Source organism: Xylanibacter caecicola (genome assembly GCF_013166515.1).
GTDB lineage: Bacteria > Bacteroidota > Bacteroidia > Bacteroidales > Bacteroidaceae > Prevotella > Prevotella caecicola.
Window position 1 is genome coordinate 324,678 of the sequence record NZ_JABKKJ010000001.1, and the last position, 12,716, is coordinate 337,393.

Annotated in this window: 7 protein-coding genes; 1 reads left to right on the forward strand and 6 read right to left on the reverse strand. The window is 48.9% G+C overall.

The window, feature by feature from the left end; genetic code table 11:
* Positions 1 to 188: 188 nt before the first annotated feature.
* The 6 genes from HPS54_RS01340 to HPS54_RS01365 form a co-directional block, all read right to left on the reverse strand.
* Positions 189 to 377 (reverse strand): hypothetical protein, encoded by a 189-nt coding sequence (locus HPS54_RS01340; protein ID WP_172343690.1) that lies wholly within the window; start codon positions 375 to 377, stop codon positions 189 to 191.
* 31 nt (positions 378 to 408) lie between these two features.
* Positions 409 to 753 carry a hypothetical protein gene (locus tag HPS54_RS01345; RefSeq protein WP_172343691.1) on the reverse strand — a complete coding sequence of 115 codons (345 nt, stop codon included), beginning with the start codon at positions 751 to 753 and terminating at the stop codon, positions 409 to 411.
* Positions 754 to 1,215: 462 nt separating this feature from the next.
* Positions 1,216 to 2,553 (reverse strand): NADP-specific glutamate dehydrogenase, encoded by a 1,338-nt coding sequence (gdhA, locus tag HPS54_RS01350; RefSeq protein WP_172343692.1) that lies wholly within the window; start codon positions 2,551 to 2,553, stop codon positions 1,216 to 1,218.
* A 138-nt stretch (positions 2,554 to 2,691) separates the two neighbouring features.
* On the reverse strand, positions 2,692 to 3,984 hold the full coding sequence (locus tag HPS54_RS01355) for an O-acetylhomoserine aminocarboxypropyltransferase/cysteine synthase family protein (protein WP_172343693.1): 1,293 nt from the start codon (positions 3,982 to 3,984) through the stop codon (positions 2,692 to 2,694).
* Between the two features lie 5 nt (positions 3,985 to 3,989).
* Positions 3,990 to 6,845: a thiol protease/hemagglutinin PrtT gene (locus HPS54_RS01360; protein WP_172343694.1), complete on the reverse strand. Its 2,856-nt coding sequence runs from the start codon at positions 6,843 to 6,845 to the stop codon at positions 3,990 to 3,992.
* A gap of 11 nt (positions 6,846 to 6,856) precedes the next feature.
* Positions 6,857 to 8,716 (reverse strand): fibronectin type III domain-containing protein, encoded by a 1,860-nt coding sequence (locus tag HPS54_RS01365; protein WP_172343695.1) that lies wholly within the window; start codon positions 8,714 to 8,716, stop codon positions 6,857 to 6,859.
* 642 nt (positions 8,717 to 9,358) lie between these two features.
* Here HPS54_RS01365 and HPS54_RS01370 point away from each other — a divergent pair.
* Positions 9,359 to 12,310: a PEP/pyruvate-binding domain-containing protein gene (locus HPS54_RS01370; RefSeq protein WP_172343696.1), complete on the forward strand. Its 2,952-nt coding sequence runs from the start codon at positions 9,359 to 9,361 to the stop codon at positions 12,308 to 12,310.
* Positions 12,311 to 12,716: the final 406 nt, after the last annotated feature.

Below are 12,716 nucleotides of genomic sequence, written 5' to 3' on the forward strand. Positions count from 1 at the left end.
TTTGTTGTTTGTCGAGCGGGAGTATATTGGACGAGCCGGAGGCAACGTCAAATAATCGGATAAGTCGAGAACAAAACAACAAATTTATTTGTTTTTTGTCGGGCGGGAGTATATTGGACGGAGTAAAAAAGCGTGCCGTCCCCGCTTTTATACGGTGGACGGCACGCCTTGACAATATATGGTTGAACTCAGCTGAGCCACGACTCCATGCGTCCTCTTGCAATAAGGTAGTAGAAAATCAGTCCCAACCAACTTGTTGCGAGTATCAGGATAATGGCAACAATCCTTTTCCACAATGAAACATTCATGCCTGCAATCTCGATGGCGGCCTTTATTGTAAGGACAACGCCGACAATCCAAATAATAAACCCAATCATAATCTTCCGTTTTTAGTTGTTAGACAATATGTTATTTCAACTCCTTCTTGACGTCATTGTAGCCCTCTTTCACATTTTTCTTCACGTTCTGATAGCCTTTCTTTACGCCTCTTTTAGCGTCCTGATAGCCCTCCTTGACGTTTTCTTTTGTCTTGTCGTAGCCCTCTTCCACCTTCTGCTTGGCGTCTCCGTAGCCTTCTTTCACCTTTTCCTTTGTATTTTCATAACCATCTTTTACGTCTTCTTCCACGTCGTCGATGTCGTTTTCTATACAGTTTGTCGTGCAGTGATGTTTGTTTGAAGACTTGTTGTTGTCACATGATGCTACCGTCATCATCGATACAAATGCGATTACCGCGATTACAATCTTTTTCATAATTCCTCCGTTTTAAATTGTTTATACCTTTATCTGTTATCCTTTTTCCCGTTTCGGGGCGTCCGCCGTTGGCGGTTTCATATGCCCGTGCAGTTGCCGGTGCCGTTCCCCGTTGTTTCCTTTCCGTTGTTTCTGTTTCTTTTCTTCATCCTTTTTGTTGTTAATAAGTCAGATATTTGTCCCCGCCCCTTTCCCTTCTCTTTATGCGGGGACATTATATTGTTATCCTGAAACAACCTTTAAACCTTTTGAGTTGCTGTTCATTTGCAAATATAATGCTGACGGGGAGAATATAAAAAATAAAATACGGTTTATTCAGTACTATTAAATCCAATTAAATTAAAAACGTTTTATATTGCCCCGATATTCATAATTTATCTTTAAAACGTCTCTTTTAAACGATAAAAGCCCCGCAGACCGAAGTGACGGTCAGCGGGGCTTTGCCTGTGTTATATATCTTTATTATACCACGCCTTGTGCCATCATGGCGTTTGCAACCTTCATGAAGCCGGCAATGTTGGCACCCTTTACATAGTCGATGTAGCCGTCTTCTTCCGTTCCGAACTTCACGCACTGCTCGTGTATGGAGTGCATGATGTAGTGAAGTTTCTCGTCCACTTCCTTCTCGCTCCATGTAAGGCGCATCGAGTTCTGTGTCATTTCGAGTCCGGATGTCGCCACTCCGCCTGCGTTTACAGCCTTGCCGGGAGCGAAGAGCATCTTGGCGTTAACGAATTTCTCCACTGCTTCGGCGGTGCAGCCCATGTTCGAGACTTCGGCAACGCACAGCGGGCTGTTTGCAAGCAGCATGTCTGCATCCTCGCCGTTAAGCTCATTCTGTGTTGCACATGGCAGTGCTATGTCACATTTCACCTCCCACGGCTTCTTGCCTGCAACGAATTTAGCACCCGGGAACTCCTCTACGTATGGTTCGCAGATGTCGTTTCCGCTTGCGCGAAGCTCAAGCATATAGTCGATCTTCTCGCCGCTTATGCCGTCGGGATCGTATATGTAGCCGTCCGGACCGGATATTGTTATGACTTTAGCGCCAAGTTCTGTCGCCTTTGTCGCTGCTCCCCATGCCACGTTTCCGAAGCCGCTTATCGCAACGGTCTTGCCCTTTATGTCGATGCCATGTGTCTGAAGCATCTCGTTAACGAAGTACAATGCACCGAAACCGGTAGCCTCCGGACGTATGCGTGAGCCTCCCCATTCGAGTCCCTTGCCCGTAAGCACGCCGTGCCACTGGTGCTTCAGTTTCTTGTACATGCCGAAGAGATAACCTATTTCACGGCCTCCGACGCCGATGTCGCCTGCCGGAACGTCTTCGTCCGGACCTATATGGCGGTACAGTTCGGTCATGAAAGCCTGGCAGAAGCGCATGATTTCAGCATCGCTGCGTCCGCGGATAGAGAAGTCGGCGCCACCCTTGCCACCGCCCATGGGCAGTGTTGTGAGCGCGTTTTTGAATGTCTGTTCAAATCCGAGGAACTTAAGTATTGAAAGGTTTACCGACGGGTGGAAGCGCAGACCGCCTTTATACGGACCTATCGCACTGTTGAACTGCACGCGGTAACCAAGGTTTACGTGCACTTCGCCACGGTCGTCGACCCATGGAACGCGGAATGTTACGATGCGTTCGGGTTCTACGATGCGCTCGATAATCTTTGCTTTCTCAAACTCAGGATGCTTGTTGTACACATCCTTTACGGAAATAAGCACTTCTCTGACAGCTTGCAGATACTCTGCCTCACCCGGATGTCTCTTCTCCAGGTCGACCATAATTTTCTCAACATCCATAGTAGTATATTTAAAAGTTGAACTGACAGTTTGTAATAACTATATCACAAAAGTATGGAATTTTATTGTAACGACCAAAAAAAGCAGGACGTTTTTATCGCGTCCTGCTTTCTTTATGATATTACGGATGATATTCTGTTATTTTTGTACCGACTTGTCGAGCGCCTGTCGGAGGTCGGCTATTATGTCGTCCACGTCTTCTATGCCGACGGAAAGGCGTATCAGGTCGGGGGCTATGCCTGCTTCCTTGAGCTGTTCATCGGTCAGCTGGCGGTGCGTATGGCTTGCCGGATGCAGTACACAGGTGCGTGCGTCTGCCACGTGGGTTACTATGTTTATCATCTTAAGCGAGTCCATGAACCTTATTGCAGTGTCGCGGTCGCCCTTCAATCCCAATGACATCACTCCGCATGAGCCTTCTGGAAGATATTTCTGTCCCAGTTCGTAAGCCTTGTCGCCCTTCAGTCCGCAGTAGTGAACCCATGCCACGTGTTCGTTTTCTTGCAGAAACTCTGCCACTGCCTGTGCATTGCGGCAGTGTTGAGGCATGCGAAGGTGCAGCGTTTCCAGACCGAGATTGAGCAGGAATGCGTTCTGCGGGCTTTGTATGGAGCCGAGGTCGCGCATCAGCTGGGCAACCAGTTTGGTGGTATATGCCATCTTTCCGAAGGCTTTTGTGTATGTCAGCCCGTGGTAAGACTCGTCCGGTGTCGTCAGTCCGGGGAACTTTCCGGCATGCGCTTCCCAGTCGAAGTTGCCACTGTCTACCACAACTCCGCCTACAGCCGTTGCATGTCCGTCCATGTATTTTGTGGTGGAGTGTGTCACGATGTCACATCCCCACTCGAACGGACGGCAGTTTATAGGCGTGGCAAAGGTGTTGTCTATGATCAGCGGAACACCGTTGCCGTGTGCTATGCGCGCGAACTTCTCGATGTCGAGCACATTGCATCCCGGGTTTGAGATGGTCTCTCCGAACATCGCCTTCGTGTTGGGGCGGAAAGCCTTCTGTATCTCTTCCTCCGGCGCATCGGGATTGACAAAGGTGCATTCTATGCCCAGTTTCTTCAGTGTGACACCGAAGAGGTTGTATGTACCGCCGTATATCTCGTTGGAAGTTACGATGTGGTCTCCTGCCGAACAGATGTTGAAGATTGCGTAGAAGTTTGCCGCCTGTCCCGATGATGTCAGCGTTGCCCCCACGCCACCTTCAAGGTCGGCTATCTTTTGTGCCACGGCATCGTTGGTGGGGTTCTGCAAGCGTGTGTAGAAATATCCCGTTGCTTCAAGGTCGAACAGCTTTGCCATTTCCTCGCTGTCGTCATATTTGAATGTCGTGCTCTGTATGATGGGCAGTACGCGCGGTTCTCCGTTCTTCGGCTTCCACCCTCCTTGTACGCAAAGTGTGCCTCTTTTCAGTTTATTTTCCATGTCAGTTATTTTATAAATTTGTTGTTGAATGTTCCCCTGTCGGTGTATATGCGTGCTATGTACATGCCGTGCCCCAATGTATTTGCCGGTATACAATTGCCTTTTATGTTACCTGCGGACAGTACACACTGTCCGTTTGCACCGAACACCTCCACCTTATTAATATTATATCCCTTGCCGTTGCATATCTGCAACATGCCGTCGCCGTATGCCACCGATATGTTTCCGTTGCTTTCGTTGCCTGCCGTAATGTCGGTTATGCCCGTCGGACGCTCTTTCACGGCGAACAGCTTGTAGCAGTTGCGGTATGAACCTACGGTGCCTTCCTTGCCGCCCTGTTTTGCTTCAACGAGTATTACATACTCTCCGGGAGCTACGGCAGGACTGCGGTATGTGAAGTTTATGGTCTTCGTTTCGCCCGCGTTTATTGTCTGCGAACCCATGTATATAATCTCGCCGTTGGTTATGGTGTGTTGTCTTGCCCTTATATATACGGTGCCGATGAACTTCTGCGGAGCTTGCAACGTGATGCTACCGGTCGCGTTCTCACCTTTATATATAATGTCCGGGAAATTTAACGATACGGCGTTTACCAACACGTCGGATGTGTTTTCGCCTACTGTCATTGTCTCCGTGCATGCTTCAGCCACGGCGTCGGTTGTTGTATTGCCGTCTTCCGTAGTGTATTTTACATCCACACGATATGTCCCCGGGTCTACCGGGAGCTTACGGTAGAACGTTCCGGTTACCGCTTCTCCTTGTCCCACCTCAAGGTTCTTTTGCTGGAAGAGATAAGAGTTCTCGGGCTTGTTTACGTCCGTGAGCCATGTTGTCATGCCCACCTTGCCTGCCGCGGCATAGTTGCGCGCGTTCAAGGCAATGGTCACGTTGTCGCCCTGAAGTATGTCCGTGTCTGTGGCGTTGCGCCATAGGGCGTTCTGCGTCATGCGCATTACCGGTACTGCCGACGGCGGAAGGACGGTTATTATGCCCTCGTCTCCCTCTGCGAGTTTGAACGGGTGGTCTCTGTGTCCGTCTTCAAACAGTGTGATATGGTATGTGCCTTCGGGCATGGAAGAGTCAAGGTTTATAAGAAAATCAATGCTTTCGGTGCTTTCGTTGTACACGTTTGCATAGTTGCTGTATGCCCATTCTTTCTCCGCATTGTCCTCCGGAACGAACACCATTGTTATCCGTTTCAGGTCGAAGTTGCTGCTGTTGTTGCGCAACTTCATGCGGAACAGCGCGCTTCCTTGTGCATATACGTCACCGTCGGGCGTCAGAGGGGTGAGCATAGACACGTCCGGATGCGTGGCATTGTCGTTGTCTGTCGTTATCACACCGTTCTTTACAGTGGCTTTAACCGCGCCGCGGCTGCTGTTCTCGTGTCTTATTGTCTGCCAGTCAGCCTCTGCCGATTCACGAAAGACAAGTATTATGTCATACTCTCCGTCGGCAACAGACGTGCCGGTGTTGGTCGAAATTCCTTTTATTGTAAACAGCGGAATGGATGAAGAACCTCTGTTCTTGCCGTAACCGTCCATGTGCAGGCTTTCGACATGCAGCATCTTTACGGTCGTTCCGCCTTTTGTAAGTGCTACGCCCACTTCTCCGTCGAAAGGTTTGGTGTCGTAGTTCGACAGGTTGGTCATAAGCATAAAGTCCGTACCGAAATAAGAACAATATACCGAACTGCTGTACAACGGGCGACAGAAACCGTTGTTCGTGCCCGTTGCCGGCTGTATGCCCGTTATTATTTCCTGGTCGCGGTTGTATCCGCCTGTGCCTCCTCCCACGCCGAGTTCGCTCGGATTGAGGTGGTTTACAAGGAAGTAGCCGTTGCTGCGACCGTACCATCCCCAGTTGATATGCACATAACCCTCCGAGTCGTAGCCGTCGCACACAAAGGCATGTCCGCCCGTTCCGGTGTCGCTCGTCGCACCATAATACACCGGTCTGCCGGCATCAAGCTCGCCCTTTATCAGTTCCAGCCACTCGCTGCTGCTGTAATAAGCACGTTTGCGCATCACTGTCGCACCGTCGTATCCGAAATAATCGCGCAGAGCACCCGGCACAAGCATAGACAATGCACCGCTGCCTTCAGGCAAATAGTCCATTTCCACGGCTATGCCGAAGTTTGCCGCAAGTGTCGCCGCGGCATCTGTCTGACTTGGCGTCGCACCCGTTTCGGGGTAGAAAGGCAGCATGTTGTTCCAGTCGTACACCGTGCTGCCGAAGTCGGCTGCCAGCTCCTTACCGTTCCATGTGTAGCTCTTGTTCCCCGTGCCGCGCTGCGGATAATTATGGTATTTCATTATCTGTGTCGCCGCCGTTGCCACGCATCCCACGTAGTAGTGCTTTGCGGTGCCGCCCGATGTGTATGTGGGGCACTTCTCATTGAACGGATAGTCCTGTCCCCAGTTTATATCTCCCAACAGCGGATCCACTACCACGGTGCCCTGTCGAGACGTGCCGGCGGTCTGCGGGGCGCCTGCCCGGGCGCAGTGCTCCACATATATTTCGTTCAACTTTAGCCATTCTGCCATGTTTGCGGGAATGTCTTTAGAATTGAAACAGCCCGTATCGGCATATCCCAGTACGGGAACCGCATTGTCATCGCCCGCCACCACGACGAAGCCTTCGTCGCTGCCGATGTTGAACACGTACAGTTTTTCGTTGTCCTTTGCCTGTGCTTTGGCACCCTTGCGTACCGGAATACATTTAAGCGATGCAGTTGTACTGCATCGCTTGTTCATGAAATCCTTTGCCAATGCCTCTGCCCGGTTCCTGCCTATAGGACCGGCTATTGCCGAAACGATACCGAGAGCGAGGCATGACAAAGATAATATGTATCTTTTCATAAGTGCTTATGTTAGCGAATTACAACCTTGTAGCTCTTGTCTCCGGCTCTTACTATAGCCGCACCGCGTGCCATGCCGATGTTGTTGTTGCCCTTGTTGCCCTTTACGCTCTTTATCAGACGTCCGTCCATGCCGTACACATAGATTGTCGTTTCGGTTCCGAGCGTTACGCTTACGCCTCCGTCTACGATGCGCAGTGTTGTATCATTGATGTCGTTTTCGGTGCCGTTGATTGCCGAAGGAGTCAGCTTTACCTCTACGGCATTCGACGGGGCAGAGCCGAGCAGGTCTATTTCGCCGCTTACAACCGTGCGCACGTATGCTGTCACCTGATATGAGTAGCTTGTGTTTTCGTCAAGAGTTACGCTGAAATCCGTAGATGTCTTGTCGCCTTCCACCTCTCTTGTCTCGACAAGCGATGTGTACTTGTCGCCTGCTTTCAGTGTTGTTGTGACATACATATAGTCTACGAACAGTTTCTTTTCTCCACCGTACACAATTTCAATATAGCTCTCGGCTGTGCCTTTTGTGAATTCTACTGTATATTCCTTGAAGCCCTCTTCCAAAGTCACGGTCTTTGTTTCTGCCGCTGTCTCTTCATTGCCGTTGTAGAGATTTATGGTTACCTCATATCCTGCATTATATTTTCCGTAAGCGCCTTCTGCCATATTTATTGTCAGTTTGCCTGCGCCGTTGTTGGCGGTAAAGTCGAGTGCCGGTGTCGTAATGCTTCCCGGACCGCTGAAAGGTGCTATACCCATGTATCCTTTTGCGAAGCAATGACTTACGCCATACCATCCCGGAACAGTCGTATAGGCATCAAGATATTCCTGTGTCTTGCCGTATTCCACAGTACCTGTAAGCGAACCGATGGTTACTCCCGAGAAGTCTTCATCGAGTATTCTCTTCTCTGTTGTTTCAGCCATTGTTTCTGTCTTGAACAGCAGAACATCGTACTTGGCAGCCTTTGCCACAGCCTCCCAGTTTGCCGTAAAGCCGTTTGCCGTAACGTTTGTGGCGGCAATTGCCTTTGGAGCGTCCACGCTTGATATCACTTCAACCACTTCTATCTCGTTAGAGTAGTCGGATATATTCTCGCCTTTCTTTGTGCGAACGGTATAGTAATAGGTCTTTCCTTCCTCAAGTCCTTCAACTCTCTTAGAGGTAGTGGTTACCTCGTCGTCTTTAAGAAGATATTCTTTTTCATCGGTACCGTCTGCCTTTGTATACACGTCAAGCAGATAAGCCGTTGCACCTGAAATTCTGTCCCATTTAGCTGTAAACGATGTGGCGGTTGCATCTTCAGGCTGTTTTGCCGTAGTAGGAGCTACAAATTTGTCGCTCATTTCAACCTTAATGTTGTCTATAAGTATGCCTTCGAAGATTAGCAGCGGCGATATTTTCAATCCGTATGTACTTGATGCGGATGCACTGTATATTGTTATGGTGTGCCAATTGTCGTCGGCAAGTTCTGTCTGTTGGTTTATGTATGGGCTGTATGTGCTCCCCATGCTCACCGTAACAATTCCGCCATACGATGCACGGCTCTTTACATCCAGCGTTATCTTTATCGTCTTGCCGTAACTGTAGCCCGACAGTCTCGCTGTCTCAATGTTTCCGCCATCACCAATCAGAAGTGCTCCTCCTGCTTCGTAGACCTTTGAGCCTTTCCACCCGGAGAGAGTGGTGGCGAGTTTGCCGCTGTAAGTTGGCGTACTGATATCTGTTGTTGCCGGTGCATCCACCGTTCCTTCCGTAAAGGCATCGAACTTCTCGTCCAATAAAACCGTTACGTCTGCATCCTGGGCAAACGACATGCAAGTGCAGAACATAAATAATACTAATGAACCAAGTAACTTTTTCGTATTCATAAATGATTTTCTTAAGAATGATGTGTAAATGTTTATTTCTCTCTATTTATATTGACGGGGTGGAAACGGATGTTCCTGCGTCCTGTCCGTATTGCAAGTATCCATTTGCAAATATAAAGATAAAATTTTGTACGGCAAAATCAATGAATGTTAATATTGTGTCCTGATTGTCTTTGTGATACTGAAAAGCTGAAAACAGTTTACTTCATGATATTTGTGAAATAGCATGTAAGGTGTCTTTGGCACGGTTTTCTGCCGTTGTTTTGCGGCATGGCGGGCGTGTGTCGGCTGGTATTTCCGAGTGTCTTAATTCAGAATTCCCACCAATACCATATCGCTTTTCTTGCATATTGCAACGTTTTGATTGTCAGAATGTTACCGTTTGCGTTCTAAAAGGACACCTTTCAGCCTCTGATATGCCGCCTTTTAGAGCCTGAAAGGGCACCTTTTGCAAGCCGAAAAGCCATCTTTTGGAAAACGACCGTCGGTGTGCTGTTTTATAATGTGCAAAATATAGCGCGTTTTTATTAAATCTTTGTTGATGTGTCTCGCCGTTTTATCTTATCTTTGCATAATCAAGCAAGCTTGATTGCGCTCGGCTTGCATTACCTTTTCATAGTCCTATTAAAAATGAATACACCTATGAACATACCTCAGGAGTGGAACAAATTCTATCTTAAGGACGTGTCGTTTGTCAATCTTATGACACACCGCATATTCAATGTCCTTATCGTTGCAAATCCATACGATGCCTTTATGCTGGAGGACGACGGGCGTGTGGACGAGAAAATATTCAACGAATATACTGCGTTGGGGTTGCGCTATCCGCCGGCATTCACGCAGGTGAGTACCATAGAAGAGGCTATGGAGGTGATGAATGCCACAACCGTGGACCTTGTGATATGTATGCCGGGAAATGCAGACAACGATGCTTTTACCGTGGCGCGTGCCGTCAAAGACCGCTTCCCGGACATTCCGTGCGTGGTGCTGACACCTTTCTCGCATGGCATAACGAGGCGTATGGAGAACGAAGACCTGTCGATTTTCGACTATGTATTCTGTTGGCTCGGAAACACAAACCTTATACTCTCTATAATAAAGCTCATCGAGGACAAGATGAATATTGAGCACGACATCAACGAGGCGGGCGTGCAGATGATTCTATTGGTGGAGGACTCGATACGCTTCTACTCGTCGGTGCTGCCCAACCTGTACAGTTATATACTGGCACAAAGCCAGCGTTTTGCCACCGAGGCGCTGAATCCGCACAGTGCGACGCTGCGCATGCGCGGACGCCCGAAGGTGGTATTGGCGCGCAACTACGAGGAGGCGATGGAGTTGTATGACAAGTATGCCGACAACACTTTGGGCGTTATATCCGACTGCCGCTTTCCGAAAGACGGTGTGAAGGATGCCGATGCAGGACTGAAACTGTTGCGCGAGATACGCCGGCGCGACGAATACATACCGCTGATAATACAGAGCAGCGAGACGGCAAACCGCGAAAGGGCGCTGGCAGAGGGCTTCAGGTTCATAGACAAGAACTCGAAAAAGATGAACATAGACCTGCGCGGGATAATGGAGGAGCACATGGGCTTTGGCGACTTCATATTCCGCGACCCTGCCACACGCAAGGAGATAAAGCGTGTGCGCAGTTTGAAGGAACTGCAGGACAACATCTTCAACATTCCATACGACTCGATGCTCTATCATATATCGCGCAACCACATGAGCCGTTGGCTGTGTGCACGTGCCATATTCCCCGTGTCGGCTTTTCTCAAGACCGTGACATGGCACCGCCTGCAGGACGTCGACGCCCACCGCAGGATTATCTTCGACGCCATAGTTCAGTATCGTCACATGAAGAATATCGGTATCGTGGCGTTGTTCAACCGCGACCGCTTCGATGCCTACAGCCATTTTGCGCGTATCGGCGACGGTTCGCTTGGCGGAAAGGGTAGGGGACTGGCTTTTCTCGACAACATCATAAAAAAACATCCGGAGTTTAACGGTTTCGAGGGTGTGAAGGTATCCATACCGAAGACGGTGGTGCTGTGTACCGATGTGTTCGACGAGTTTATGGACAACAATAACCTGTATCAGGTTGCTCTGAGCGATGCTTCGGACGATGAGATATTGGAACATTTCCTTAAAGCACAGTTGCCGGACAGGTTCCGGGCAGACTTTTATACCTTCTTCGAGGCGACCAACAGTCCTGTCGCCGTGCGCTCTTCGAGCCTGCTGGAAGACTCGCACTATCAGCCCTTTGCAGGCATATATTCCACATACATGATACCGCGCCTTGATGACAAAGCGCAGATGCTGGAGATGCTGGCGGCGGCTATAAAGAGCGTATATGCGTCGGTTTACTACCGCGACTCGAAGGCTTACATGACGGCAACGAGCAACGTGATAGATCAGGAGAAAATGGCGGTGATATTGCAAGAGGTTGTAGGAAAACAGTATGGAGACTACTTCTATCCCAACATAAGCGGTGTGCTGCGCTCGATAAACTATTATCCCATTGGTTATGAGACGGCGGAAGAGGGCGTGGCAAGCCTTGCCCTCGGACTGGGAAAATATATCGTCGACGGGGGACAGACGCTGCGCGTCAGTCCGTATCATCCCGATCAGGTGTTGCAGACAAGCGAAATGGAAGTAGCGTTGAGGCAGACGCAGACACATTTCTATGCGCTCGACATGACGCATGTAGGCAATGATTTCAAGGTGGATGACGGTTTCAATATACGCAAGATGAAGGTGAAGGATGCTGACAAGGACGGTTCGCTGAATTATATAGCATCGACGTATGATCCGTATGACCAGGTGATACGCGACGGCATATACGACGGCGGACGCAAGATAATATCCTTCTGCGGCGTGCTGCAGCAGGGCGTCTTCCCGTTGCCCGAACTGTTGAGGATGTCTATGAGGTTTGGTGCCGAGGGCATGAAGCGCCCTGTGGAGATAGAATTTGCATGCAATCTGAACGAAGACCGCACCGGGGAGTTTTATCTGTTGCAGATACGTCCGATCGTCGACAGCAAGCAGGTGCTCGATGAAGACATTGCCTCTATTGCCGATGCCGACTGCCTGTTGCGCTCGCACAATTCGCTTGGACATGGCATAAGCAGCGATGTCACGGACGTGGTGTATGTCAAGACGGACGATGACTTTACTGCTGCCAACAATCCGCGCGTTGCCGAGGAGGTGGAGAGGATAAACCGCAAATTCCTTGACGAGAGGCGCAACTATGTGCTTGTGGGACCGGGGCGTTGGGGCTCGAGCGACTACTGGTTGGGCGTTCCCGTGAAGTGGCCTCACATAAGTGCCGCCCGTGTCATCGTAGAAGTTGCTCTGAAGAATTACAATGTGGATCCCAGTCAGGGCACGCACTTCTTCCAGAACCTTACAAGTTTCGGTGTGGGATACTTTACGATAGATGCAAACAACGGCAGCGGTATATACAACAAGGCGCTACTTGACAGTATGCCTGCCGTGGAGGAAACGTCTCTTGTGCGCCATGTGCGCTTTGACAAGCCTCTGAAGATAATGATGGACGGCATGAAACAGGAGGGAGTGGTGGTGTTTTAATTAAGAATTAAGAGCGGGGTAATTAAGAAGTAAGAATTAAGAATTAAGAAAATATGCTTTGATAATTGTATTAGTCCTATTAGACTAATTATACCTATCAGACCAATTGATATCCCTTCAAAGCATATTTTCTTAATTCTTACTTCTTATTTCTTAATTAAAGAACGTTTGTTATACCCTTTGATTTAAGTCAAAAAAGAATTGTTTGCGCACACAAAATATAAGATATGCTTGCGCCGTATATGTAAAAGCATTATCTTTGCAATGTGTTTTTCATAGTATTAGATTTAAGGTTAACAAGGTTGGTGTACAGCGGTACACCTTTTTTTATGTCCATACGCCGCTTTTATATATAAGGTACGCGAACTTATAATATTATCTCGAAGACTGTAAAAAAAGTGTTCAA

Bases quoted from the DNA above. Each gene is read 5' to 3' on its own strand.
- HPS54_RS01370 (WP_172343696.1), top strand. From the start codon at position 9,359: ATGAACATACCTCAGGAGTGGAACAAATTCTATCTTAAGGACGTGTCG.
- HPS54_RS01355 (WP_172343693.1), bottom strand. From the start codon at position 3,984: ATGGAAAATAAACTGAAAAGAGGCACACTTTGCGTACAAGGAGGGTGG.
- HPS54_RS01360 (WP_172343694.1), bottom strand. From the start codon at position 6,845: ATGAAAAGATACATATTATCTTTGTCATGCCTCGCTCTCGGTATCGTT.
- HPS54_RS01345 (WP_172343691.1), bottom strand. From the start codon at position 753: ATGAAAAAGATTGTAATCGCGGTAATCGCATTTGTATCGATGATGACG.
- HPS54_RS01340 (WP_172343690.1), bottom strand. From the start codon at position 377: ATGATTGGGTTTATTATTTGGATTGTCGGCGTTGTCCTTACAATAAAG.
- HPS54_RS01365 (WP_172343695.1), bottom strand. From the start codon at position 8,716: ATGAATACGAAAAAGTTACTTGGTTCATTAGTATTATTTATGTTCTGC.
- gdhA (WP_172343692.1), bottom strand. From the start codon at position 2,553: ATGGATGTTGAGAAAATTATGGTCGACCTGGAGAAGAGACATCCGGGT.